The sequence below is a fragment of the Vibrio sp. RM-41-2B genome (assembly GCF_024744415.1).
Lineage (GTDB): Bacteria > Pseudomonadota > Gammaproteobacteria > Enterobacterales > Vibrionaceae > Vibrio > Vibrio diabolicus.
This window is the reverse complement of record NZ_JAMQWD010000014.1, coordinates 92,871-119,817: the sequence shown is the minus strand read 5'-3', so window position 1 is coordinate 119,817 and position 26,947 is coordinate 92,871. Positions and strand designations below refer to the sequence as shown.

19 protein-coding genes and 6 tRNA genes are annotated in these 26,947 nt (G+C 43.4%); 14 read left to right on the top strand and 11 right to left on the bottom strand.

Annotated features, from left to right (window positions below; translation table 11 throughout):
- Window positions 1–53: 53 nt before the first annotated feature.
- From yfcC to NB463_RS09930, 4 genes are all read right to left on the bottom strand, one after another.
- Window positions 54–1,586: a putative basic amino acid antiporter YfcC gene (yfcC, locus tag NB463_RS09945; protein ID WP_258431714.1), complete on the bottom strand. Its 1,533-nt coding sequence runs from the start codon at window positions 1,584–1,586 to the stop codon at window positions 54–56.
- 203 nt (window positions 1,587–1,789) lie between these two features.
- Window positions 1,790–2,095, bottom strand: coding sequence for a c-type cytochrome (locus tag NB463_RS09940; RefSeq protein WP_258431715.1), 306 nt, complete (start codon window positions 2,093–2,095; stop codon window positions 1,790–1,792).
- A gap of 79 nt (window positions 2,096–2,174) precedes the next feature.
- Window positions 2,175–3,179 carry a low-specificity L-threonine aldolase gene (gene ltaE, locus NB463_RS09935; protein WP_046875375.1) on the bottom strand — a complete coding sequence of 335 codons (1,005 nt, stop codon included), beginning with the start codon at window positions 3,177–3,179 and terminating at the stop codon, window positions 2,175–2,177.
- Between the two features lie 22 nt (window positions 3,180–3,201).
- Window positions 3,202–3,717 carry an NUDIX hydrolase gene (locus tag NB463_RS09930; RefSeq protein ID WP_258431716.1) on the bottom strand — a complete coding sequence of 172 codons (516 nt, stop codon included), beginning with the start codon at window positions 3,715–3,717 and terminating at the stop codon, window positions 3,202–3,204.
- Between the two features lie 268 nt (window positions 3,718–3,985).
- On the opposite strand from NB463_RS09930, the gene NB463_RS09925 reads away from it, so the two are divergent.
- The 6 genes from NB463_RS09925 (at window position 3,986) to dld (ending at window position 10,734) form a co-directional block, all read left to right on the top strand.
- Complete coding sequence (locus tag NB463_RS09925) at window positions 3,986–5,647, top strand: ATPase RavA domain-containing protein (protein ID WP_258431717.1); 1,662 nt, start codon at window positions 3,986–3,988, stop codon at window positions 5,645–5,647.
- A 9-nt stretch (window positions 5,648–5,656) separates the two neighbouring features.
- Window positions 5,657–7,111 carry an ATPase RavA stimulator ViaA gene (viaA, locus tag NB463_RS09920; protein WP_012842207.1) on the top strand — a complete coding sequence of 485 codons (1,455 nt, stop codon included), beginning with the start codon at window positions 5,657–5,659 and terminating at the stop codon, window positions 7,109–7,111.
- Window positions 7,112–7,317: 206 nt separating this feature from the next.
- A tRNA-Cys gene (locus NB463_RS09915) sits at window positions 7,318–7,391 on the top strand.
- 37 nt (window positions 7,392–7,428) lie between these two features.
- A tRNA-Gly gene (locus NB463_RS09910) sits at window positions 7,429–7,504 on the top strand.
- 236 nt (window positions 7,505–7,740) lie between these two features.
- Window positions 7,741–8,643 (top strand): LysR family transcriptional regulator, encoded by a 903-nt coding sequence (locus tag NB463_RS09905; RefSeq protein WP_047009228.1) that lies wholly within the window; start codon window positions 7,741–7,743, stop codon window positions 8,641–8,643.
- Window positions 8,644–9,027: 384 nt separating this feature from the next.
- On the top strand, window positions 9,028–10,734 hold the full coding sequence (gene dld / locus NB463_RS09900) for a D-lactate dehydrogenase (RefSeq protein ID WP_046875379.1): 1,707 nt from the start codon (window positions 9,028–9,030) through the stop codon (window positions 10,732–10,734).
- Window positions 10,735–10,874: 140 nt separating this feature from the next.
- On the opposite strand, the gene NB463_RS09895 is transcribed toward dld, so the two are convergent.
- The 4 genes from NB463_RS09895 to NB463_RS09880 form a co-directional block, all read right to left on the bottom strand.
- A complete protein-coding gene (locus NB463_RS09895) occupies window positions 10,875–11,183 on the bottom strand; it encodes an AzlD family protein (RefSeq protein WP_124007969.1) in 309 nt (102 codons plus the stop codon).
- Window positions 11,180–11,911, bottom strand: coding sequence for an AzlC family ABC transporter permease (locus tag NB463_RS09890; RefSeq protein ID WP_258431719.1), 732 nt, complete (start codon window positions 11,909–11,911; stop codon window positions 11,180–11,182). Before NB463_RS09890 ends, NB463_RS09895 begins: the two co-directional genes overlap by 4 nt.
- 311 nt (window positions 11,912–12,222) lie before the next feature.
- Window positions 12,223–13,452 carry an alanine racemase gene (gene alr, locus NB463_RS09885; protein WP_258431720.1) on the bottom strand — a complete coding sequence of 410 codons (1,230 nt, stop codon included), beginning with the start codon at window positions 13,450–13,452 and terminating at the stop codon, window positions 12,223–12,225.
- Between the two features lie 189 nt (window positions 13,453–13,641).
- Window positions 13,642–15,273, bottom strand: coding sequence for a methyl-accepting chemotaxis protein (locus NB463_RS09880; protein ID WP_012842212.1), 1,632 nt, complete (start codon window positions 15,271–15,273; stop codon window positions 13,642–13,644).
- Window positions 15,274–15,825: 552 nt separating this feature from the next.
- Here NB463_RS09880 and NB463_RS09875 point away from each other — a divergent pair.
- The 4 genes from NB463_RS09875 to NB463_RS09860 all read left to right on the top strand — a co-directional run bounded on the left by NB463_RS09875 (window position 15,826) and on the right by NB463_RS09860 (window position 18,239).
- Window positions 15,826–15,912, top strand: a tRNA-Leu gene (locus NB463_RS09875).
- Window positions 15,913–15,948: 36 nt separating this feature from the next.
- Window positions 15,949–16,022, top strand: a tRNA-Cys gene (locus NB463_RS09870).
- A 308-nt stretch (window positions 16,023–16,330) separates the two neighbouring features.
- Window positions 16,331–17,854, top strand: a complete 1,524-nt coding sequence (gene amyS, locus NB463_RS09865; protein ID WP_258431721.1) for an alpha-amylase — start codon at window positions 16,331–16,333, stop codon at window positions 17,852–17,854.
- A 130-nt stretch (window positions 17,855–17,984) separates the two neighbouring features.
- Window positions 17,985–18,239 carry a hypothetical protein gene (locus NB463_RS09860; RefSeq protein WP_012842214.1) on the top strand — a complete coding sequence of 85 codons (255 nt, stop codon included), beginning with the start codon at window positions 17,985–17,987 and terminating at the stop codon, window positions 18,237–18,239.
- Window positions 18,240–18,313: 74 nt separating this feature from the next.
- Here the strand turns inward: NB463_RS09860 and NB463_RS09855 are convergent, their stop codons facing one another.
- Both NB463_RS09855 and NB463_RS09850 read right to left on the bottom strand, forming a co-directional pair.
- On the bottom strand, window positions 18,314–19,102 hold the full coding sequence (locus tag NB463_RS09855; RefSeq protein ID WP_047009223.1) for a lipase family protein: 789 nt from the start codon (window positions 19,100–19,102) through the stop codon (window positions 18,314–18,316).
- 68 nt (window positions 19,103–19,170) lie between these two features.
- Window positions 19,171–20,100, bottom strand: coding sequence for a CHAD domain-containing protein (locus NB463_RS09850; RefSeq protein WP_258431722.1), 930 nt, complete (start codon window positions 20,098–20,100; stop codon window positions 19,171–19,173).
- Between the two features lie 301 nt (window positions 20,101–20,401).
- Between NB463_RS09850 and NB463_RS09845 the strand changes: the two genes are divergently transcribed.
- From NB463_RS09845 to NB463_RS09835, 3 genes are all read left to right on the top strand, one after another.
- Window positions 20,402–20,488: transfer RNA gene (locus tag NB463_RS09845), tRNA-Leu, on the top strand.
- A gap of 36 nt (window positions 20,489–20,524) precedes the next feature.
- Window positions 20,525–20,598, top strand: a tRNA-Cys gene (locus NB463_RS09840).
- A gap of 981 nt (window positions 20,599–21,579) precedes the next feature.
- Window positions 21,580–23,262: an Ig-like domain-containing protein gene (locus NB463_RS09835; protein WP_258430847.1), complete on the top strand. Its 1,683-nt coding sequence runs from the start codon at window positions 21,580–21,582 to the stop codon at window positions 23,260–23,262.
- Between the two features lie 72 nt (window positions 23,263–23,334).
- On the opposite strand, the gene NB463_RS09830 is transcribed toward NB463_RS09835, so the two are convergent.
- On the bottom strand, window positions 23,335–24,621 hold the full coding sequence (locus NB463_RS09830; RefSeq protein ID WP_258430846.1) for a DUF11 domain-containing protein: 1,287 nt from the start codon (window positions 24,619–24,621) through the stop codon (window positions 23,335–23,337).
- A 673-nt stretch (window positions 24,622–25,294) separates the two neighbouring features.
- On the opposite strand from NB463_RS09830, the gene NB463_RS09825 reads away from it, so the two are divergent.
- Entirely contained in the window at window positions 25,295–26,890 is a 1,596-nt protein-coding gene (locus NB463_RS09825) for a hypothetical protein (RefSeq protein WP_047009220.1), read from the top strand.
- Window positions 26,891–26,947: the final 57 nt, after the last annotated feature.

The following is a 26,947-nucleotide window of genomic DNA, read 5'->3' as shown; positions in this document are numbered from 1 at the left end:
AGAGTATTAATAAGGCGAGAACGTGTCTCGCCTTAGTGCCAATTGATTTCGTTTTACGCAAACCCCATCATATGAGCTGCGATAACGACGACACTCGACAGGGTAAAGAGTAATAGGATAAATCGCCAGCAGAATTTTGCCCAATCACCCCAGTCGATGCGGCAAACACCAAGCGTTGCCATCAAGGATGCGGAAGTAGGGACGATAACGTTGGTAAAGCCATCTCCAAGTTGGAATGACAAAACGGCAACTTGGCGCGTGACACCTGCAATATCCGCCAATGGTGCTAATAAAGGCATCGTCAGTGCCGCTTGTCCAGATCCGGAAGTAACGAAGAAGTTGAAGATAGATTGGAATACATACATTAACCATGCCGCAGCTACGTCAGGAAGCCCACTGATCACGCCGCCAGCACTGTTCAGAATAGAATTCAGTACACTCGCTTCATCAGCCGTACCGCCACCTAGGATAAGTAACACACCTTTCGCACAACCAACCAATAGAGCAGGAGCAAGCATAATAGCCGCCCCCTCCTTAAACGCATCGGCTGCGCAGTTGAGCGTCATACCGTTTAAGCGAAAAATCGTACCGATGATCGCGACAACAAAGCCCATAGTGAAGAATTGAGAAGCGATTTCTGGGATGTACCATGCGTTAGCGACCACGCCCCAAACAACCCATACTGTGGTTGCAATAACCGTAAGAATAACGAGTGTATCGCCGATATTCCAACGAGAATCTTGATTGCCAAGATCTTGCTGACGGAAGTATTTGTCTGTGCGGTGACTGTAAGAAAGTTCTGGGTTTGACTTCACGCGAGCGGCGTAGATCATGGTGAAGGCGATACCGATTAACGTAAAGCCAGCCCATAACCCCATGCGCATTGTCATGCCGGATAAAACAGGTACTCCCGCAATACCTTGTGCAATAGCAACAGAGAAAGGGTTCATCCAAGATGTTGCGAAACCAATTTGAGTCGCCACGTAGGTCACCATTACCGTAGTGATACCATCGTAACCAAGGCGAACCATAAGCGGAGCGATAATAATCGCAAATGCTACGGCTTCTTCACCCATACCAAATACCGCACCGCCCAGAGAGAACAGCAAAAATAGCACTGGAATGAATAGCGCTTCGTTACCTTTGGTCTTATCGATAAGGCGCAAGATACCGTTGTCGATGGTGCCTGTTCGCATTACAACGCCGAAAGCACCACCGATAACCAACATGAACATAATCACGCCGATCGCGCTGCCCCATTTAGAGCCTGAAACTAGCCCTTCGAATGGGAAGTTCATTAAACCAATGCCACCACCAGAAGCAAACAGGCCAACCTTGTTGTAAACCAATTCACCGTTTTCGTCGGTTGCATAAGAGAAAGAAGATGGATCGATAACCGTGCGAGTTTTTTCTGCACCATCGACCATATAAGTCACTTGCTGACTGTCAAAATGGCCAGCAGGAATTAAGTAGGTAAGAATCGCAGCGAGAATACCAACAATGAAGATCAAAATGAGGGTATCTGGCATCTGCCATGATTTGGGTGTAGCAACCGAGTCCGTTGGTTGCGCATGTGTGTGAGACATAACTTACTTCACGTTAAATTCAATGAAGCATGAAATATCAATAAACCAGAATAAAAAGTCAATATTAATGGAAATATTGAACTATAAATTCATCAAATATTTGAAGTTAAGTCATTGTGATTATTTTACAAGCAAAGTTTGGTTAAATGTTTTGGCTCGGGTCGAGGGCTCACAAGCTCTTGTTGTGAGCCGAGATAAACAAATCATTTGTCTTGCGTCTGTTCTGCATAAAATGCAGCGACATCACGAAGATCCTCATCATTTAACATTCTTAATTGTGCGCCCATCATTTCGGCAAGCGGCCCTTTACGTTCGCCTGCTTGGTAAGACTTCATCGCATCGTATAGATACTGGGCATTTTGACCTGCAAGATTTGGGTAGGCATTATTTCCTGCGACGCCTGTGGCACCATGACAATAGACGCTTTTACCTTTATCAGCATCACCAAAAGGCGCGGCATGGCTAGCGGAAGAGAAAATAAGAGAGGTTAGAAGTACAAATCTGAACATGAAGATTGTCTATTCGCTAAAAAGTCATATCGATACAATAAAGCTTCCCCTTAGGGGAAGCTCAATGATCAAAATCAAACTAAAGCAGAGATTTAATGCTTGATAAGAAATTGTCGATATCTTGCGCTGAAATGTCTTTATGAGTCACGAAACGAATGGGGTTTCCAGGTGTTATCGTGATATTTTGTTCCTTTAGTTTCGCAGCGATATTTACTATGTCCACTTGAGGATCAAGCTTCGCGAATACGATATTCGTTTGAACAAATTCAGGGTTGACTGAAAAACCAGGCAGTTCTGCTAAACCTTCTGCTAAATTTTTTGCGTTGATATGATCTTGTTTTAGCTGTTCCACTTGTTCGGTAAGGGCGAGTTTGCCTGCTGCGGCAAGAATACCCGCTTGACGCATACCACCGCCGACCATCTTTCTTAAGCGACGTGCTTTTGCGATGTACTCTTTGCTACCAAGCAGTAACGAACCAACAGGGGCAGCCAACCCTTTCGACAGACAAATCGTCATTGAATCAAAATACTGACCGATTTCTTTTACCGGAACATCAAGCGCAGCGGCTGCATTAAAAACGCGAGCGCCATCTAGATGCATCTGCAAGTTATGTTTATTCACGAAGTCACGTGCTTCTGCTAAATAAGACAGAGGTAATACTTTACCATTAATCGTGTTTTCTAAGCTGAGCAGCTTGGTACGAGCAAAGTGACAATCATCTGGCTTAATCGCCGCTGCCAGTTTATCAAATGGGAGTGTGCCATCTGGGTTATTTTCGACTGGTTGAGGTTGAATTGATCCAAGTACTGCTGCGCCGCCAGCTTCGTACTTGTAGTTATGTGCTTGCTGCCCACACAGATATTCATCTCCGCGTTCACAATGCGCCATTAGGCCGAGCAGATTGGCTTGCGTGCCTGAAGTGGTAAACAAAGCCGCCTCGAATCCTGCAAGCTCTGCGGCAAACTCCTCAAGCTCATTGACCGTAGGGTCATCACCATAAACATCATCCCCAACGGGGGCCTTAAACATGGCCTCTCGCATGGCTTGGGTAGGCTGTGTAACGGTATCTGATCGAAAATCCATGAATGTCTCCTTGGTCAAAGTCCTAAATATATCCGCAAAGGCGCGCTTTGCTTAAACAAGCGATCGTTTTGGCATCGGTAATTGTGCCATCAATAATCTTGTCTTCGAGTTGTTGGAGTGACAAGGTAACAACCTCAATCACTTCATCTTCATCACATTCGTAACGGTTGGTTTGGCTGAGCTTCTCAGCAACAAATAGGTACTGTATCTCATCACAAAATCCGGCAAGGGGAGTGACTTGGCCGAGAGAAGTGAATTTTTCTGCACTATAGCCCGTTTCTTCTTCTAGTTCTCTTTTCGCGCAGCAGAGAGGGTCTTCATTGCCTTCTCTTGTACCAGCAGGAAGCTCCAAAAGCCATTTATTAAGTGAAGGGCGAAATTGATGGACAAGAACTACCTCACTTTCCGTTGTAATAGGGAGAATCACCGCAGCGCCCGGATGATGGATTGTGGTGTGCGTAATTGCCTGTCCTGTAGGAAGCATAACCTCTTCTTCAATCAGAGAAATTTGCTTCCATTTATGAATTATTTTGCTCATGCAGTTATTAACCCTAGCTGTTACCGCATTTTGACGTTTTTCGACATTAACCACAAATGGTGGGAAACAAAAGCAAAAAATGTTGCAACACGACGAAAGCGTTTGCACTTTCAGTGAGCTGTATCTCATAAATGGAAACTTTGATTGCTGGCTAAAGAAGGGGGTAAGCATCTGCTATAAGGGGAATTCAACAAAATACATTTGTAACAAAGTTATAACAAGTGTATAAAAATGTTAACGCAATACCAGTTCAGCAGCCGGAGAACGTATGACACAAAACTTATTTGCCTCAAATGCCGAAAAAGCGCTTCTCTCAGAACGCATCAACAAGTTGGCTAAAGCGTTAACGGATGGCGTTTATGAACGCGAACATACCATCAAGCTCTGCCTCCTTGCGGCACTTGCTGGTGAAAGTGTTTTTCTTTTAGGCCCACCTGGCATTGCAAAAAGCTTAATTGCCAAGCGACTTATCCAAGCGTTCGATAATAGCAGTTACTTTGAATACCTGATGACTCGATTCTCAACACCTGAAGAAGTTTTTGGGCCACTGAGTATTCAAGAACTCAAAGATAACGGTCGTTATGTTCGCTTAACTAAAGGGTATTTGCCAACCGCACAAGTCGTATTTTTAGATGAAATCTGGAAGGCGGGCCCCGCCATTCTGAATACATTGCTGACAGTGGTCAATGAGAAAACGTTCAAAAATGGCAGCGATATTGAGCGTGTGCCAATGCGTTTGTTGGTATCGGCGTCCAATGAACTGCCAGATGAAGACAGTGGTTTGGATGCACTCTATGACCGCATGTTGGTGCGCGTGTTTGTGAATCGAATTCAGAATAAACAAAACTTTAAGTCGATGTTGACGGTAGGCACGTCACAAGAGGCACAAGTGCCAGAAGGGCTAGCAATAACAGATGAAGAGTATCATCAATGGCAACAGCAGCTCGACAAGCTGACGTTAACCGATAATGCATTCGAGAAGCTTTTCCAGCTTAAAACGATGTTAGAAAGCAAGGTCGAAGCTCAGTTTGGCGATGTCGCCAATACCGACATGTATGTCTCTGACCGTCGCTGGAAGAAAGCCGTGAAATTGCTAAAAGCGAGCGCGTTTTTTAATGGACGCGATGAAATCAACCCACTTGATCTTCTGCTGCTGCAAGATTGTTTATGGAACAGCCCTGAATCGCGAGACGTGGTACGCGAAGTGGTACAAGAGTTCGCCCTAAAACATGCATTTGACCAACAAGACGCCGAACAGGAAATTGAATACTGTCGCGAGTCTTTGGTCGATGTTCAGCATGAGCTTGAAGATGCCTACCGCATGACGTTAACGTCTGAAGCGGCAACAGGTATTCTGCGCAAAGAAACCATGCGCTTTGATACCTCTAAAGCTAAGACCTACAAAGTTGGCGCAGCCGTTAACTTAGTTAAACTGGTTATTTTGCAAAGCAACATGTCGGTTTCGGAATCAGAGAAAGGCGATAGCCGCTGGGTTTACGTGCCAAAAGATGAACTAGACCGAGTCATCAAAGAAGGACACGGTGATGTGTATGGCTACGTCAATCAAAACACCAACATGTGTCGTTTACGATTTGATGTTGATGCCGCAAATAACCTAGTTATTCGTGATATCGCAAACCGAGGCATTCTGGTGAGCTTAGTGACTCAAGAGGGTTTGGATGTAGAGCTTTACCAAAAGTGGTTAACGCAGAGTGAAAAAGCCGTAAATCAACTCAGTGAAGCAGAGCACCATATGCGCAAGGTAAAAGCGAATTTCCATGATGCGCTTCCGCATAGCTTTGTTGATCCTGAATTACCACGCCTAATGGAGTCGAGTCTGCAGCAGGTCAGTCAGAGACTTGAGTCTATCCAAGCTGAAAGCGAGAAAGTTATCCAACGCTTTAAAAACTTACATCAGTTTTTCTCATAAGGAGACGACATGCTAGGTGCAGACGGACTTAACCTCGCGCTGATGGTAGCCGACTCTGGCATCATCGATAGTGCAGTTAATGATTTAATGGCGCGTTCACAAGTCATGATGATGGCAGAAAACCGAGGCGTTAAATCTTCAGTCAAAGGCCACTTATTAAAGTGGCGAGGCAGTGTTAAAAAACGGATTACCAAGGTATGTGAGACAGAGCGTTTCCAACAAGAGCTGTCTTTATATCAAGAAGTCATTCACTGGGATGAAGAGGCGTTTTTCGAAAACATCGAAGATGTGATTAAAAAGCTTGAGTGGCACTCCGCTTTTTATATGCAGGCTCGCCGAATGATGGAGAAGAACAAGGGGATGAATAATCCCATGTTCCCACATTACTTCTGTGATCAATGGTACCAAAGTCTAGCCGATGCGATTAAGCAAGCGCAAGTAAGCGAGCTTGAGGCCAATAAAGAGAAAGTGCTGAATGACCTGTATCAGCGTATGGAGACCATGCGTAATATGGATAAGGTCACGGAGTCGGGTGATGCTGAAAGTGTAGGGCGCTTATGGGATATGGCATCTGCCAAGTTGAGCAAAACTGACTTAACAGTGATGAAACGCCATGCGGAGTTTCTGAAGAAGCACCAAGGCTTGCAAGAAATAGCCGAGCAACTTGGCCGTATGGCGGGGCAAGTGAATGATCCCGAACTTAACCGCGCGCCTACTGAAGAGCTACAAATGATCGAAGAGAAGAGTGATGAAGCGACAGATGATATTGTCGGCATTCACGAAAGCGATGATTTAAATAAGCTACTTCCCAACGAAACGATGTTTTTGGCGTATCCTGAACTCGAGGTCGTGTTCTATAAACACTTAGTCGATAAACGACTTATGAACTACCGTACACAGGGCAAATCGCGCACGTTACGTAAAGTTAAAGCTCACCGACCTGACAACAAAGCGGTAGATATCGAAAAAGGACCGTTTATTGTGTGTGTGGACGCGTCCGGCTCAATGAGCGGGTTTCCTGAACAATGCGCCAAAGCCATGGCTTATGCGCTGATGCAAATTGCATTAGCGGAGCAACGTGATTGCTATGTCATTATTTTTTCGACGGAACACATTACGTACGAGCTAACCAAACAAGATGGTCTGCGCGAGGCGGCGGACTTTTTAACTTATAGCTTCCATGGTGGTACAGACTTAGAGCCAACTTTGATCAAATCTATCGACTTGATGAGCGGTGATAAGTACAAAAATGCCGATATGGTGGTCATTTCCGACTTTATCGCGCCAAAACAACAAGACGAGTTGCTTGCCAAAGTGGATGCGCTTAAAGCGAAGAAAAACCGTTTTCACGCGATCAGCCTATCTAAATACGGAAACCCAGCATTGATGTCGATGTTTGATCACACGTGGTCTTATCATCCTAATGTTGTGGGCAGGTTGCTTAAACGGGTCGGTAATTATTAAGTGACATTGAAATTCTATTGAGTAAAACGTACAGAAAGCTAGATTTATATTGCTTCGTTTTAAGCCGATAAGATCGAACTTTGGTCTAATTGGCTTAAAAGAAATCAAACAAACAGAAAATGAAAGATTTTTGTTTGACTATCTTCTCTCAATCCGTAAAGTAGCCACCAACGCAACGGGGAAGAGCCCTGAAGCGAAGTAAAAAAGGCGCCTTGGCAGAGTGGTTATGCAGCGGATTGCAAATCCGTGGACCTCGGTTCGACTCCGGGAGGCGCCTCCATTATTCTTTTGAGAGTGAATGGCTTTCGAGAATCAATGCGACACTAGCTCAGTTGGTAGAGCGCAACCTTGCCAAGGTTGAGGTCACGAGTTCGAACCTCGTGTGTCGCTCCAAATTATTCAGATATGGCAATTGCGGTATCTCGATGCCAAGTGCATCAACTTAAAACCAGCGAAAGCTGGTTTTTTTGTATCTGAATATTGATAAATTTACGCCATCTCAATTTCTTGAACTGTGGGTATAACCCTTGTTTCTGTCACCAGTTATGTTGTTAAGTGTGACCCGATATTTCGCAGATTGACCAATATCCGTTTACAATGTCGGTCTCCAAAGGATTTGACGAAGACGCATGAGAAATACCGACGATTACATCATTTTCTATCACCTGATCGAGCAAGGCTCATTCAGTGCTGCAGCAAGACACATGTCATTGACCAAATCGGTTGTCAGTAAACGCATCGCGAAGCTTGAGCAAGAGCTTGGTGTACAGCTTCTTTACCGAACAACGCGAACGTTAACGTTGACGGAGGCAGGGCGAGCGTTCTTTACTCATGCAAAAGCCGTTTATCAAGCGGTGGCAACGGCAGAAGAATCCATTGTGGGGTTAGGTAAGAATTTATCTGGAAACATTAAAGTTTCTGTACCCACTATCTCTGGTGAGTTAATTCTTCCTAAAGTGATCAATGAGTTTAATCAGAAATATCCTGATATCAATATCGATATGGATCTAGATAATCGTTTTGTCGATATCGTGAATAAACGCTTTGATTTGGCCATTCGAACGGGAGTGTTGCCAGATTCTAGCCTAATCGCAAGAAAGCTGGTGGATGCCAATTGGATTGTTTGTGCGTCACCTCAATACCTTGCTAAACATGGCATTCCTAAGCAACCTCAAGCCTTGGATAAACACAATTGTTTAGTCTATTCCTACCAAGAAACCGGAGCGCGTGAGTGGGCGTTTAAAGATGGAGACGAGGTATATCAAATTACAGTCGACGGTAACCTCTGTACCAACAACTCTTCGGTATTGAGAAACGTCGCACTGTTGGGGCAGGGAATCATCTATGTGCCACGTGTCTTGGTTTATGAAGACTTAAAGCAAGGCCGCCTGATTCAACTGTTCAAAGACGAAACCGCCAAATGTTTGGGTATTTATGCAGTGTATCCTTACACTCGTCAACAGCCAGAAAAAATTAAGATCTTCATTGATCATCTATACACCAGCTTTCAAAGTCAAAATCATCGATTTTAAGACAATAACTCAACACCAATCGTTATGTTGGTGTTGAGTTATTGTTTCCATCTTCATTTCTAATAATTCTTATAAATTTAGAAGCTTAAGCTTTCTCCTTGTTTTATCACTAATATTGATAACAAGATGCTGCGCACAACTGTTAACAAATGGTTTTGCTATTGTTTCTTTTAAGAAACGGTCTGTTTCTTGCGTTAAATTTTCCGAATGTGAAAGATAAGTGACAGAAAAATAAAAGAATTATTTTGTTTGTTGTCTATTGGTTAAGTGTTGCTCGCCTGCCTGACATAGACGCCGAGAAATGGACTGCTTATAGTGGCTCAAACGCCCATTACCGTCACTAAACGGTGATGTGAGCGAAGTACAATAACTAGAGATACGGATATGAAACAAAAGCAGCTGATTGACGAATTTAAAACTATCGTTGGGGAAGAAAATGTCCTAACCGACGAGGTTAAAACAAAATACTACCGCTCGGGTTTTCGCTCAGGTAGTGGCACTGCGCTTGCTATCGTGTTTCCTAATACTCTTGTAGAACAATGGAAGATCATTAAACAGTGCGTTGAAGCAAACTGCATTATTATTATGCAGGCTGCCAAAACAGGTTTAACAGAAGGCTCAGCTCCAAGTGGTAATGATTATGACCGTGATGTGGTCGTGATCAATATTACCAAAATCAAGAAGATTCACTTATTAGATGGCGGTAAGCAGGCAGTATGCTTGCCTGGTGCAAGTTTGCACTCATTGGAAAAAGAATTGAAGGCGGTGAACCGAGCGCCGCACTCTATCATCGGTTCTTCATCATTAGGTGCCACTGTGGTTGGGGGTATCGCCAATAACTCTGGCGGTGCGTTAGTCAAGCGTGGTCCTGCTTACACGGAGTTGGCGATTTATGCGCAGGTCGATAAGCAAGGCCAGTTACACCTGGTTAATCACCTTGGTATTGAAGGTTTAGGTGAAACGCCAGAAGAAATTCTGACAAACCTGCAAGAAGGAAACTTTGACCCAGCGAAGATCATTCATGACGAGCGAATGGCATCAGACAAAGAATACGATGAACGTGTTCGAGACGTGACTTCTGACATTCCTTCTCGCTTTAATGCCGATGAACGTCGTTTATTTGAAGCCAGTGGCTGCGCTGGTAAATTGGGTGTTTTCGCCGTTCGAGTTGATAGCTACCCAGTACCCGAAAAAGAGCAGGTTTTTTACCTTGGCACCAATGATCCTGCGAAACTGACGAAGCTGCGAAAAGATTTCTTATCTACGTTTGAGAACTTGCCTGAGATGGGAGAATACTTGCATCGAGATATCTTCAACATGGCAGAGAAGTACGGCAAAGACGTCTTTTTATCCATCGACTTGCTAGGCACAGATAAGCTGCCAAAAATGTTTGCACTTAAAGCTAAAGTAGAAAATGTCTTAGAGCGCGTCCCGTTTGTTAGTAAATACCTGCCAGACACCATTTTGTACTACGCGAGTAAGTTGTTCCCACAACATTTACCAGAACGAATGCTGGATTTCCGCGACAAGTATGAGCATCACCTGGTATTAAAAATGAGTGATAGTGGTATTGCTGAGGCGCAAAAATACCTCAATGAAGTTTGGGCTGTTGAAGATGACTGTGATTTCTTCGAGTGTACGCCGGAAGAGGGTAAAAAAGCTTATTTACATCGCTTTGCAGCAGCAGGTGCAGCAATTCGTTACGAGACGATTCACCGAAAAGACGTAGAAGACATCGTTGCACTTGATATCGCTTTGCGACGTAATGATGAAGAGTGGTTAGAAACTTTACCAGAAGAAGTGAGTAAGAACCTTGTTCAAGCGCTCTATTATGGCCACTTTATGTGTTATGTATTCCATCAAGATTACATTTTCAAAAAAGGGACCGACACGAAGTTGATGAAAAAGCTGATGCTAGAACACCTCAATAGCCGTGGTGCTAAATACCCAGCAGAACATAATGTGGGTCACTTGTACGAAGCTGAAAATTCGCTGCAGAAGTTTTACCACGAGCTAGATCCAACCAACACCTTTAACCCTGGTATTGGCAAAATGGACAAATACAAGCGCAATTGTAACTGCTGTGCGTAATGTGCTATCTCTCCGTGATTAATATCGTTGATCATCGTTAAAATAATGAGCATAAGATAAGCCCTGATGACACTCGTGACATCAGGGCTTCGTGTTTTGGGGCTTTTTATTGATGACTGGTATCGGCGTTGAAACAACGGTTAAAGAGCGCGTACCGCGGCGGCTGCGATGATGCCAGCTGCAATTGCGGGCAGAGGCTTTTTAACGATGAACATGACGACAGCAGTAGAAAAAAGTGCTGCTCTAGCACCGTAATCACCCTCAACCGCTAGTGGGGCTAAAAGGGCAACCAATACGGAACCTGACATCGCAGTAATGAAACGTTGAACCCGCTCGCTAATTGGAATAAATGACATAACATACACTCCGCCCCAACGGGTTATGAGCGTGACTAACGCCATAGCGATGATGATAAGCAGTGTGCCACCTACGCTCGTTTCGATGTTCATGCTTTTTTCTCTTTCCAACAAGCACCCAAGACTCCGCCAGTAATGGCGCCAACTACTACGTGGCTATTCTCTGGTAAATACCAGTACGCCAACATAGAAGAGGCTGCTGCTGTGGCCCAAATCGCAAAGATTCTTAAGTCTTTCGGCCCTGCCACAACCATCGAGAGCAGGAAGCATCCCATAACCATATCGAGCCCGAGGCCCACCGGGTCTTTGATTGCGCTACCAAAATAAATGCCGACCCAGGTGCCAACAATCCAAAACGACCACATTGCTAAGCCGCCACCAACAAGCAAACCAAAACCTGGTTCTTTTCTACCAAATGCATTGAGTGCCATTGCCCAGTTTGCGTCTGATGCTACCAGCATTACACCGTAACGTTTTGTTGGTGGGAGTTGTCGTAACCATGGATAAAGTGTGGCTCCCATCAAGAGGTGACGAGCATTAATAGCAAATACAGTAATAAGAACTGGAATGAGAGGGACTTCTGCTCCCCACATTTCTAACGTGGCAAATTGTGAAGCACCGGCGAAGACCAGTGTGCTCATCAACATAGTGGGAAATACATCTAGTCCAGTCTGTACGGCAGCAACACCGAAAGCGAGGCCAAATATGACCACGAACATAGAGAGGGGTAAAAGTTGGGTGAATCCGTTCCAGACGTCAAGCCGATTAAATTCGTGCAACTCAGCGGAGGAGCGTAGAAGATGTTGAGTATTTTCTGTCATAGAGATACCTAGCTAGCAGGCAAAGGGGCAGTGCCATACGAGTGTGTTTGTTATTCTTTTGTAAACTTCATGTTTAACATCAATTAGAGGGGCTTTCAAACACTAAGTGCTATATAAAATTGAGCCATCCAAGCGGCTTTAAGAAACAGAGTGTAGAGAGTCGCACTTGGTAGTGCTAAAGGAGAGTAAAACAACAGAAATAGTAAGCTCTGTTTAATTGATAACATCACGAGCTAGTACAGATTAGTAAATAAGAAAGAAAGCGAGCACCAGGCTCGCTTTTTCGCTCTGTTACGAATAACTGAGTAGGTTTATTTTACGTAGACACGAGGGTTCGCAGCACCCCAAACCGTGTATAGTTCTGGGAAGATGACCTCTGCATGTTTTTCCATTTCTGCTGCCGAAATCGTTTTGCCTTGCTGAGAGCCAAACAGTACAACTTCAGAACCAGGCTCAACATCTTTGATACCTGTAATATCAACCATAGTGGTGTTCATTGAAGCAACACCTGCCACTTTTGCTCGTTGGCCATTGATCAGTACTTCTGCCGTATTGCCCATTTTTCGTGGGTAGCCATCAGAGTAACCAACAGGAATGTTCGCCATTAGGCTTTCTTTGCTCGTTTTGTAGCTGCTGTCGTAACCGACAGTGCTATTTTTTGGCAGATGGTGAACGGATGCCACGCGTGTTTTGAAAGACACGATAGAAGGGTACTCAGGGTTGGTTGGCAGATCACCGTATAAAACGCCACCAGGACGAACCATATCAAGCTGTGCTTCAGGAACATTAAGTGCAGTGTAAGAGTTGGCCACGTGCAGCAAAATATCTTCGCGTTTTAGGCCCGCTTCTTTAATCAGCCATGCAGAGCTGTCTTTGAACGAAGATAACTTTTGACGAACTTCGTCTGCATTGTAGTTAGGGAAATGAGTCATGATGCCAACAATATTAACGCCAGCTTGTTGAGCGATTTCTAGCGCTTCTTGCTTGCCCGCTTTTGTTGTCATATCAACGCCATTTCGTCCCATACCACCGTCGTTAAGAGCAAGGTGAACTTTGATTTCTTTATCCGCTTTATCTGCTAGCTTAGACAGTGCTTTGGCTTGCTCTGCAGTGCCAATCAGTTCTTCGATATTTAGGTCGATTGCGGCTTCGATCTCGCCAATATCCGCCGAACGTACACGCATAAGTTGACCTTTAAAACCACTGTCGCGAACGGTCTGTGCTTCGGCGTTACTTGCAACGGCAACGCAAGGAATTTGTTGTTCGATAATGGTTGGCATCAGGCCCGCGATGCCATTACCGTATGCGTCGGCTTTCATTACGGCGCAGATTTTCGTTTTGCCATCCATGTGCGATTTAAACTGCTCAATATTATCGCGGAACTGACCTAAGTTTATTTCCAGCCAAGCGTTAGCGCCTTGAACTTGCTCTGCTTTTACTACAGTGTTGCTAATTTGAAGAGGGGCAGCAGTAGCTTGCATCGCAGGAGCAACGGTTGCAGCAGCGATAGTCAGAGATAGTAAGGTTTTATTTAAGCGCATAAAGTCTCCGTACGCGTTTTTTGTATTGGTTATGTTATTGAGTACTTGGGGAAAGTACCTGACGAAGTAAAACGCTCCAAGTAGTGCTTTGGAGCGTTTTTGAAGATCATGATTCAATATACCTCAGTGATTGCACTCAATTTGTGCAAATCGAGGTTGATTCAATATCAACTAAGGTATCCACTGAGTTTAACTCAGTTTAAAGCGGCTCATTACATCTTTAAGAGAAATTGACAGCTGGCTTAGCTCACGACAAGCCTGTGCGGTTTGCTCTGAGCCCTGTGATACTTCTTGAGATGCCAAGTGTATGTTTTCAATGCTGCGGTTAAGCTCTTCTGCAACAGAGTCTTGCTGGTTACAAGCCGTGGCGATTTGGGTGCCCATGTCTGAGATATCAGAAATCGAGTGTTCAATGTCGCTCATCAGCTGTTTTGATTGAATGCCTTGCTCTGCACATTCTGAGATACTGGTTCTAGAAAGTTCTGTCGCAGATTTCGCGTCTTTTGCAAGCGATTGTAGCTGTTCAATGATCGACGTAATTTCGCTAGTTGAATCTTGCGTACGGCCTGCAAGCGTTCGAACCTCGTCCGCAACCACGGCAAAACCGCGACCAGACTCACCAGCACGCGCAGCTTCAATGGCTGCATTAAGAGCAAGTAGGTTGGTTTGATCGGCAATGTCACGGATAACATCAACAATAACATTAATTTTATTCGATTGCTGTTCAAGCTCTGCCACAGTATCGCCCGCAGCACCAATTACGTTTGAAACTTCATGAATCGCGTCAACCATGCCTTGCGTTTCACGAACACCGTGTTGTGTACGACGGTTTGCTTCGTTAGCTTGGTTCGCTGAATCTTCAGTATTACGTGCAACATCGGCTACTGCTGCTTTCATTTCTGTCATTGCCGTAGCAATGTGTGTGATTTGCAGTTGTTGATCTTTCATACCAGACGCAGAAATATCAGAGATTTGATTCATCTCTTCTACTGCACTGCTTAACTGTGTGACCGCAGCAATCACGTTGTCGATAACTTGGCGCAAGTCATCTTGCATCTTAGTGGTCGCATCTGCCAGCTCACCTAGCTCGTCATTGCCGATGGCTTTACGATCGATGTCGTTTGATAGGTCACCTGTTGCGATGGCATTTGCTTGCTCGACAACAAGTTTTAGTGGGCCACAAATAAGGCGTGTCAGCACGTACGTCATGCCTACCATGATAAGCAGAATAATCACGTTGCTTGCAATTGACGAGTTACTCAATCCATTTACAGAAGAAAGAATATGAGTTTTGTTACTGTCCATAGCATTTTTAAGTAGACGGATCAGTTCACCGAGCTCAGAGTCAACCGCTTCGAAAGCAGGTAAAGAGTTCGCCAAAATAGGGTGGGCCTTGCTTTTGTCGTTGGCTAGCATCGCTTCGTTGTACTGATCCATAGTGACCAAGTACTTTTTCCACTGACGCATAAGGCGCTGGTAAGTTTGTTGCTCTTCGCCAGGCCAAATCGTTTCACCGTAAGAATCGAGCTCTTTGCTGATCTTTTCACGTTCGCGAATGTTGCTGGCAATTTTGTTTCTGATTTGGTCTGCGTCTTCATAAGTGTATGTCGCAAACTGAGCACGGCGCCAACGAGACAAGTGATCTCGGATCGAATCTACTCTTTCCATAGCAGGAAGCGTATCATCGGTATAGTTTAAAAGCTCAGATTTAATGCTTTTGAGCTCTGTAGATAAAAACACGCCAAACGCAATGTTGACGATGGCAATGAGTAAAAACGATAGCGATATCTTTTTCGCTATAGAAAGATTCTTGATAGACATTAGTGATATACCTTGTTTTTCTTATGGTGTGTCGCCAAAGTAAACCACGTCCTTATATGTGATATATGTCCATTAAATTACTGCAACGAGTGTAAGCTATCATTATTTATTGATATTTTCGATAATGAATTGAGCTTTTTTTGAAAATAAAAAATGTCAATGATTTTATAAAGGTACGACCACATTCGATGCAAAGTTATCGGTAACAAAATATGATATTTCGTGTGAAACAGTGCCAAGAGTAGGGGCTCCAATTGTTACAGATGTTACAGAGCTGAAGAGAGTGGTGACTACGATCCGCGTTAGTCAGGCGTTTACAAGCTAAGCCGTTACGGGCATCAACATGTGTGTGACTTAGAGTTGATGAAAGCTAACGAGTGTTTCTTGGCCTAATTGAATGCCAATTGTACCGTCTGGATCGCTTTTTAAGCACTTAAATCAAAAAGATAAAATTTATTGTTGACCAGATAAATTAATCCGTTAAAGTACGCCTCGTTCTCACGGCAAAGGTCGCTGAGACAGATGGTGTCTAACCCATCGCATGATTGCGTTGCCCTGGTGGTGGAATTGGTAGACACAAGGGATTTAAAATCCCTCGGCGTTCGCGCTGTGCCGCTTCAAGTCCGGCCCGGGGCACCATCAAAATCTTTGGTGACAGAGATACAAAATCAGAAAGGCGCCTTGGCAGAGTGGCTATGCAGCGGATTGCAAATCCGTGGACCTCGGTTCGACTCCGGGAGGCGCCTCCACTATTTCGAAAGCCAGTCTTAAATGACTGGCTTTCTTCGTTTTAAATCCATCATTCTATACTTGTCCACGCTTCTCTAAATTCCTCCCATGTTTTGATCACCATTCAATATTTTCAATGCACTAGTCATTGATTTTATAAATGTTAAATAACTCAATAATTGTATAGGGTGATTGGTGCTAATTTCTCTTCGATTGTAATCCGAACTTTTTGTATCACAGGCAGCAACTTGGCTAGCGTGACCGTTGGCAATGCTTGGTGTGTATGAGCAGAAAGGAGGATTTTAGTCCTTAACGTGAGAGAAAAATAATGAAAACATTTAAATTAAAACGCACTATTTTACCTTTAACCTTGTTGCTAAGTTCATCTGCATTGGCTGCTGAGAATGGCACAATGATGCAGTATTTCCATTGGTATGTGCCTAACGATGGCACACTGTGGACTCAAGTGGAAAATAACGCTCCAACGCTAGCAGAAAACGGATTCACAGTGCTCTGGCTACCACCTGCATACAAAGGAGCGGGTGGCAGTAATGATGTCGGCTACGGCGTTTATGACATGTACGACTTGGGGGAGTTTGATCAAAAAGGATCAGTGCGCACCAAATACGGCACGAAAGATCAGTATCTTAGCGCTATCAACGCCGCTCACAATAACAATATCCAGGTTTATGGTGACGTGGTGTTTAACCACCGTGGTGGTGCAGATGGGAAATCTTGGGTTGATACTAAGCGGGTAGATTGGAACAACCGCAACATTGAACTTGGTGATAAATGGATTGAAGCTTGGGTGGAGTTTGATTTCCCTGGACGCAACGACAAGTACTCTAACTTCCATTGGACTTGGTACCATTTTGATGGCGTGGACTGGGACGATGCAGGTAAAGAAAAAGCCATTTTTAAATTCAAAGGTGAAGGTAAGGCATGGGATTGGGAAGTCAGTTCTGAAAAGGGGAATTACGACTACCTTATGTATGCTGACTTAGACATGGATCATCCTGAAGTTAAACAAGAACTGAAAGATTGGGGTGAGTGGTACATCAACATGACTGGTGTTGATGGCTTTAGAATGGATGCGGTGAAGCACATCAAATACCAATATCTTCAAGAATGGATTGATCACCTACGTTGGAAAACAGGGAAAGAACTATTCACGGTCGGAGAGTACTGGAACTACGATGTGAATCAGCTGCATAACTTTATCACCAAAACTTCTGGCAGCATGTCTCTATTCGACGCACCGTTACATATGAACTTCTACAATGCGTCTAAATCGGGTGGTAGCTACGATATGCGTCAAATCATGGATGGTACGCTGATGAAGGACAATCCAGTCAAAGCGGTAACCTTAGTAGAAAACCATGATACTCAACCTTTGCAGGCGTTGGAGTCGACGGTTGATTGGTGGTTTAAGCCGCTCGCTTACGCGTTTATCTTATTGCGTGAAGAAGGTTATCCATCCGTGTTTTATGCAGATTACTACGGCGCGCAGTACAGTGATAAAGGGCATGACATCAATATGGTCAAAGTGCCTTACATCGAAGAGCTCGTAACACTGCGTAAAGACTATTCGTATGGCAAACAACATTCTTATCTCGACCATTGGGATGTAATTGGCTGGACTCGCGAGGGCGATGCAGAACATCCACATTCAATGGCAGTGATCATGAGTGATGGACCAGGTGGCTCGAAGTGGATGTTTACGGGCAAGCCAAGTACACGCTATGTCGACAAGTTGGGCATCCGAACTGAAGACATTTGGACAGATGCGAACGGGTGGGCTGAGTTCCCTGTAAATGGTGGATCTGTCTCGGTTTGGGTTAGCGTTGAGTAATCCATTCTTGTGATTTTGATACAGAACAGGCAAATTTTGATGAAACTTTGCAGTGAATCAATACGTTATTTGATATTCATATAACAAATGAGTAACTTATATTTGAGCATTATCTAGAGGAAGATGAAGAATGGAATCTATTGCTGATGTATTGGTTGTGGCTATTGTGTTCGGTGCCATATTTGGGGGCGGGATAATTAAGTTAATCTTGAATCATCGTAAAGAAGTAAGAGCCTTGGAGATATCTGAACGTAATACAATGAGCCAAGAAGAACAAGATAACCTTAACAAGCAAATTGGTGACTTGAAGCGACGCGTTGAAGTGTTAGAGCGCATAGTCACAGATAGCAAATATCAACTTGAAAAAGAAATTGCCTCTCTGTAATTCACCACAAAAACGTAAAGCCGGCTAAGTCCGGCTTTTTAGTGCCTGTACATCATAGTTTTAGGGTACTTAGCTCAGCGTTCGTCAAAGAAGTCTTTATCGCGGATGTATTTACTCATAAAGTGATAAGAGAATGGTCGCATCAACCAACTAAATAGAGAACGTCCAAGTCGAATGAACGTTGGCGTATTCTCGTATATTTTCCCGTTATACAACCATAGCATTTTGCCTACATGCCAATAGAGAAAAGGCACTGGCGGCATGAATGTCACGATGTCGATGTCGCAACAAATCCGGTAAGTTTTGTGCCCCAAACGGTAGCGTTTTTTAAAGGTCCAATCTCCAACTGCGGGCTGACCGAAAGTCACGACGCGTTTAATGCTCTTTGGGTATTTTTTCTCAATATAGTCGGCAAAAACACTGCCAATCGCGCCACCTGAAGAGTGACCAGTAATGGTGATTCTTTTTCCCCTAAGAATGAGCGGTACAACGATACCTTCGAGGCGCTCGATCACGGTCAACCCCAACCGATCTTCATTTCGGCTCGGTAAACTTTCTTGAAACAGAAGATGATAGAAACCCGCGTGAATGCGGTAATTCAGTCCCAACCGTCGACAGCTTCTCGTCCACATCGCGAAGTTTAACAACCAATCACTGATACTGTGTGAGCCTTTAATTACTACGACCACTTCACTCTGTTTTTTACTCCAGAGCACGCGAATCATAATCTTACCGTGTTCATTTCTAATGACTCGTTGCCCATTAGGATCGAATCCGTATTGAGTTTGTCTGAAGACGCGAGGATAGGCGAGATTACAGAGTACGGCATAGCGCTCATATTGGTATCGTTTTAATGGTTTCACGTTATCTTTCTTTATGGAGCCTAACGACTGACTGTAATTAATGAATATTAAAAATACGTGAACCTAGGTTAGTGCTGGTAGAGACTTTGTGTGTTGGTATCGTGGATGAAAGCCTCAAATTGGTCTAAGTGCGTTAAGATGGTCTGGCGCGAGATATCGTGATGTTCACTAAGCACGTTAAGCAGCTTTTTCAAGGTCTTACGATCTTTTTTATTTAGGTTTACTGCCTCTTTGATCTGTGTGAAAAATTCAATTTGACTTGAAATGTCGTTAAAATCACCGAGCTTGTCTTGCAATAGTTTTAATTGTTTCACGTTGTTTTTGTGCTGTGGGGAAGGGTAGAGTGCGGAAAACCCTTCTAGCAAATAACGCAGCGCTTTGCACTTTATCCTCATTGAGTGGATCACGCTGTCACGACTTTTGTCCGAAATCTTGCGCCGTGCTTTGTCGACCTTTTTAAATTGTTCGGAGACTTTTGGGCTTGCGAAGAGTAACGCAGGTACGTTGTTATCCACTCGTTCGTGTTGTGTACTTCGCAGCAGACTATTCCTGACCAAAGTGCAGTGCATAGTGTATTCTTGTGTCGCTAGCCAACGCGCAACTTTTGCCTGTTCGTAAGCACGTTCGGATTCTATAAAGCCAAAAAGCGGCTCAAGAGAGGATTTATGGTTTGGGAGCATTTCAATGTATTGGCTTTTGTCCAAGATAAATACGTCCAAATCACGCAGCTTATTTGTTTTCTTCATCATTATTTTTAAATGAGGTTTCAAAATACGCTGTTCAAAATGAGGTATCAGTTCGCGAAGTAGTACGCATAGTGAGCGTATGCGCCTCAGTGTGACGCGATATTGGTGTGTATATTCAGGACCCAAGTCATGGACGATCCCCTGTTCCAGAGAGCGTGCATAATCAAATTCAGTAAGTAAGAAGTGGGGTACTACGAAGTCGAGTTCGGAATCAGTGTGTAGCGGTAATTGAAATGATGACTTTCGAAACATGATGAGCGCTTATTTATCCCCTGCGGTACGAGTTAAGTTTATACCCATACTGTCAATTTGTGCGACTTGTCGATTCCTCGTTGATATGAAGTGATGAAGCAAAGTAAACGAGAGCAAAACAAGCTGATGTTCTTGTGAGCAAAATGATCGCCCTTTGTTCGTTTGAGTTGGCTTTTTAACCATTTGAATAAAAAAGACTAATTTTTTGTTGACCAGATAAATTAATCCGTTAAAGTACGCCTAGTTCTCACGGCAAAGGCCGCTGAGACAGATGGTGTCTAACCCATCGCATGATTGCGTTGCCCTGGTGGTGGAATTGGTAGACACAAGGGATTTAAAATCCCTCGGCGTTCGCGCTGTGCCGGTTCAAGTCCGGCCCGGGGCACCATCAAAATCTTTGGTGACAGAGATACAAAATCAGAAAGGCGCCTTGGCAGAGTGGCTATGCAGCGGATTGCAAATCCGTGGACCTCGGTTCGACTCCGGGAGGCGCCTCCACTATTTCTAAAAACCGGCCTAGTGCCGGTTTTTTACTATCTGGTATTGTCAAACTATTCTAATACACATTTTTTATTGAATAATTAATTTTTGTACAAATACCAACCTCAATTATCAGTTAATCATTCTTTAACTAGTTTTCCCGAATTGCTATCTATAGCGTCATATTGTCACGTGATTTTAGTTCAATACTGAAAATAAAGTTGCACATATATCCTGCTTGTTTCTCTATATGTCTCTAGTTGATATTGCACTGTATCACTCAGTCTGTCTTTTAATCGAGTATAAAACTAGGTGAGCAAAAAACTTTTCACCACTTTAATTTAACGTAAATTTAACAATTAAAGATGGATAATATTACTCAAGAGTTGTTGAGGTATATTATTCGAATGACTCGTTATTAAGTTAATGAATTTAAAGGTTATAATTTCATGCGATGAAATTGAGGTTGTTTTAGTTCAATTTCTACTTATTTGATTTTTAATGATTTAAATTGGCTGTAGTGCAAGTGATTTATTAAAGTCATTGTTGAATACAAAGTTTGTTCATATAAAACAATCATAAGGTTATTTTAAGTAACTGACAAAAATGGACAAATTTATTATTACACAAACTTAACCTAAATTACTTATCGCTCTGGTTGAATTTTGACCGGTTGCTTTGCTATGATTCCGGTTCTTATATTTTTGGTGGTTATCCTTTTATAACCATGTTGATGTATATAGGAATATATTTGGCTTTATAGGCTAGGGCATTTTATTGCCTAAAATTTATATCATTTTACCCTACCATTTCTGCTTATATTGGCGGGAAGGTGAACTAGTTATTAATTTAAAATTAGGTGAAGCAGTGATAAAAAATATTAAAATAAATAGAACAATCCTAAATAAAGGGTTGTCATTTTTATTAGTAATATTCGCTTGTTTACAGAGCATCCATTACGCCAGTGCAGCAGGAAGTACGACGGGACAGCAAAATACATTGGTTATCCTGCTGAACTTCAAAGAAAACCCAAATGAGCAGCCATTAACTTTGTCAGAGGCAAATAATCTAATCTTTGGCACAGTGAATGACTTCTACCGTGAAAGCTCTTTTGATCAAATGTGGCTGTCTGGGAAAGTCGTAGGTTGGTTTAATTTGCGGTTGTCTAATCAGGTTTGTGATTTTACCGCTGTTCAAGATGCAGCGGATCAAGAAGCCATCGCTGCGGGAGTGAAGCTTGAAGAGTACGATCGTATTGTTTACTTGATGACAAAAACGGCATGTGGTGTCGCTGGATCGGCAACTATTGATGGCATGCCTTCACGCGCGCACATCAATGGTGATTTTTCTCCGATGAATATCGCTCATGAGCTTGGACATAACTTTGGTTTGCATCACTCTCGTGCTCTTGATTGCGGCGAACATACGCTTTCAGACAACTGTACGTTGCGTGAATACGGTGATACCTATGATGTAATGGGTGGTCCAGACATCGGCTATTTGAATACTTTCCAGCGCGAGCGACTAGGATGGCTAGAGGGAGAGCACGCTTCAAAGACACTGGAAGTTACTCAAAATGGTACTTACTCCATCGCGAATTACGAGACGACTAGTGATCAGCCAGTTACGATAAAAGTACCTCGTGGTACTGATCCTTCTACAGGTGCAAAAAAATGGTTTTACATTGAATACCGCCAGTCTATTGGGTTTGACGACTTTTTAGATGCTCGTTCTTACTCGTTCTATCGTGGGGACGTTACGGATGGCATCATCATTCGAAGCGCTGTAGAAGGCGATGGGCGCAGCAGTAATCTGCTTCACTTTAAAACTGATTCTGAATATCGTGCGGTTTTTGGCCGAAATGACTGGTTTGACCCATCTATGCCGGTCGGTAGTAGCTATACTGACCCAGACTCAGGTGTAACATTGAGTTTGGTGAGTGCAGCGAACGGCATCGCCGAAGTAAGCGTTGTCTTTGATGGCTCTGAAAACGGTAATATCGGGACTTGTACTGTTAATGCTCCATCAGTGACTGCGAAAGCTGCAACAAACAACTCGGTTGCAGCCGGCGATGAGGTTCAATATCAGGTCACTATTAGCAACAAAGATAGTGCAGATTGTTCTGCGAGCAGTTTTTCTGTAAACGCGTCAGTGCCAACTGGTTGGAAAGCAAGCAGCAATGCAATCACGCTAGCAGCAGGTGAAACCGGACAAGTAATGATATCAGTCGTATCTTCGGTGGACGCTAGTGATAAAGACTATGCTTTGAATATGATCGTGACGCACGGCGAGGACTCAAGTTTGCAAACCGCAGCATCCGTAAATTACTCTGTAACCACTGAAATCTCGCCATCACCAGAGCTCGTTGCTGTTGATGATCAGGTGACTATGTCTTCGAAACAGTCGGTGACTATCGATGTGATGGCAAACGATGTTGTTGGAGAGCAAAACTCTGCAAGCGTGGTTTCTTTTACTAGACCAAGTAAGGGGCGACTAGAGCTGTTATCAGATGGCACCCTGCGTTACACACCTGAGAAGAAATTCAAAAATAACGACAGCTTTACCTATACCATAGGTGATGGTCAAAGCAGCTCGACCGCTCAGGTCTCAGTGAAGTTAGAGTCCTCATCTGGTGGCGATTCTGGCAACTCTGGTAACAATGGGAAAGGTAAGAATAAATAGAACGATATAGTTCGAAAGAAAACGCCTGACGAGTTAACGTCAGGCGTTGTTTTATTAAGTTGTAAGTAGACCTTATTCAGGGCAGTTAACAGGCTCTGGACAAGTTGGACATAGCGTACATTCTGCAGACGCTGTTATCGCTTCTACGACAACATTACCGAAGACAGTTTCACCACTCGCATCCACAGTATCTGTAAACGCTCTGACCTCTTCACCCGGTAATGGAAGGCCTTCACCATCTCCTGGGATTGGCTCGTAGTTACCAGTAAAGTCGTAACACTCAGCAGGCGCAAGCATACCAACCTGGATTGGATTGGAGTCTTTGTTGTCGATTACGACAATGCCGTCAATGGTGACATTGGAGGTATTACATACACTACCACTGTAATTGACTTGAAGACCGTATTCATTAATACCTGTATCTTCAAATCGATTCACGACGACAACACTACAGTCTTTCTCTAGAGACAATGAACCAGGGATGTTTTGGCTTGGGCATTCCCAATCTGCGTTGTCCGAAACCGCAACACCACCACCAGTTTCAAGTGCTGCGCTTACTTCTGCGTAGTTAGTGATACCGTTTTGGTCAATAATAAACGAACCATTAAACTCTTGCGTTTGTCCGACGGCGAGCATCGCTAAATTGAACACATGGTCACCAGCTGCCATATCGTTGTCAACGGCTGTAGTGTCTGTTGCCACAACATCATACAATGCAAAGTCACCGGTGTTTTCTACAGTGAGTTTATAGTTGTATTTCAAAGTGTTACCATTGACAACATCACCAAATGTACAAGTTTTAGTGATTTTAATGTCTGGTACGCCTGGTGTGTAACAGAATGAAATATGACTTAAGCCATAGTATCTACCATTTTTCCCTACAGGTGAATGTAGCAAGGCATCATCTTGATACAATAATCCATCTGTGAAGTAGTTATATAGGTTTCCGTCAGGACCACCTTTAACAAAGATAGCTTGCATAATCACAGGGCTATCACCTTGATCCCAACTGAAGGTTTTTGCCCCAGGTTGTTCATCAATAACCACTTCAAGCATGCCATCACCGAAAGTGCCGTCTGTAACTGGCTCAAGCTTGTATTCTATCAAACCATCGATCCCTGGAAGTAATTGTTGACAGGTGTTATTCCCTTCAACAAATATTGGTTGCACGCCTCGGCTTGAAGGGTCGCCAGCGGATGCGTAAACAATTTGAGAGCTCAGCACTAAGCTAACCGCTATGACCCAAGTAAACAGCTTAAACATGCTGCTGATATTGATCGCTGTAAGTATATTCTGGCTACATAAAGTGGAACAACGGTAACTCTTATTGCTCCACCAAGAGTTAAATATGGTTTTCATAAAACCTCCTTGTGTAAGTGGGCTCGCTACGTCCTTGAGCCCACATACGTGATAGTTTTCTCACAGAGTTAAACTGCGTCGGTTGACTAGCATAGAGTGTTCCATATTTAACCTTTTGTATTTGTTGGTTATTTTTTATTTTTGTACAGAGGGGTGAACAGTTTGTTTATATTTTCATAAATGGTTGAGCTAAAACTTATTCGCTAAACTACTGAATATGTTTTAGTTAAATGAGTATTCAATTAGATGTGTAAAGGATGTAACACTATGCAAACAGGTGTTACACATCACCTTCACATTAGTTGGAGCAGGTGAGTAAGCGTCTATTTCATATTCATAGTGGACAGTTTCAATACCGTCGTTTTTGTGCACCTGTCACAGGTGTAAACAATAAAGTGTCAATCTGTAACATTATCCTAGAACACGTATATATCTTTGTTATCTTAGGTTTTTTTGTCTCTTTTGTTTTCTTTCTCTTTCTTTAAAATTGAACACTCTGTTCATTCTCTTCGCTGTTGAAAATATTTAGTTTAATAAAATCATAACCTTAAGTAGTGGCATGCTCTATGCGAGCTCGAAACGAAAGTTGTATCTCGCTTTCACTTTTTCTTAAAAGGCAATTAATGACATAGGGACCTTCGTCTAGCTTTAGAAGCGTTCTAAGGAGTAGGTTATGAATTCTTGTAAGTCAGGTATCTGGCATACGATGAAGAGCTTTCTTTATGCAATATTTACAAGCTTGCTAATAGGTAGCTCTGCATTTGCAACACCAACAGATGGCGTGTTTGAGTTAGAAGCAAATGCTAATGCGATAGATGACTCTGGAGTAGGTGCTCCAGATGACTGGTCAACGCCGCCAAACAGTGGTGGAGCATTAGTATTTAGCTTTGAGAATGACACGGCAACACCGGATACAATCTTTACGGGTGGTAATAAAGACATCAAAGACATACCGGAACTTGGTTGGAAGACTGGTACGGTACTTGATAAAGGGGACATTCTTCATGCGTATGCAGCGGCATACAACATTAATAATGACCTTGTACTCACCTTTGGTGCAGACCGTTTCGGTAACAGCGGTGATGCCTTCTTAGGTTTTTGGTTTTATCAAGACTCGGTCAGTACAAACCCAGACGGTACATTCACGGGTCAACATATTGCTGGCGACCTTTTGATTCAGGTGAATTATTTGCAAGGGGCAAACGATGGCCCTGAAATTTTGGTTCTTGAATGGGACACAACTTGTGCGAAAGCTGCTAACAATGATCCACAAGCTGGTCAGTGTGCTGCGACAAACTTACGTTTGAAAGTTAAGACAAATGCACTGTGTTCACCAGGCGCGCAAGATGTGTGTGCTTCAACCAATACAACTGACTCACCTGCACCATGGGCGTATACGCCAAAAAGTGGTGTCGAAAATGTCTTCCCTCCAGAAACCTTCTTTGAAGGTGGTGTAAACCTTACTGAACTTCTACAAACAGACACCTGTTTTAGCTCGTTTGCAGCCGAAACAAGAGCATCAAGCAGTATTACCGCTCAGTTGAAAGACTTTGTTGTTGGTGACTTTGAGTTGTGTAGTGTTGATATCACCAAAACATGTAATCAAGCGGTCGTGAATGAAACAGAAGATGGTTACGTTTACTCATACAGCGGCGACGTGATTAATGATGGTGTCGGTACGCTCTACGATGTTGTTGTAGAGGATTTAGAAGCAGGTACTACACATAGCTTAGGTGCCATTGCTTCAGGTGATAGTGCTTCATACAGCGGCAGTTTTGAAAGTACAAGCAATGGTCTAACTAATACGGTGAAAGTCACAGCAGCTGCGACTCCGGGTGGCCAAGCGACCATTACTGATACCGCAAGTGATCCATGTGAGTCATTGAGCTTGTCTCCAATGATTAGTGTAACGAAATCATGTGAAAGCGGCTTCAAACTTACTGAAAACGGTATCATTGCAGAAGTGAGTTTCTCGGGAATGGTATGTAACACAACGCCTGGACTTACTTTAGTGAATGTTTCTGTGGTGGATGACTCAGGTACGCCTGAGGATGCTTCTGATGACGTGACAGTAGTGGATAATATCGAACTCGCTTCGGATCAATGTCAGTCTTATACTGGTAGTTATATCCCAACGGCATTTAGCAATGCAGAAACACAATCTTTCCGTGATACTGTGACAGCGGTTGGTTTCTTGAAAATCGATAATACTCAAGCGACGAATACAGCTTCTGCAGACTGTGATATTTGTCCTGCACCAAGCAACTAATTGACGTCTTGTGAATAAAAAGCCTGGAGTATTCTCTAGGCTTTTTCATATTGAATT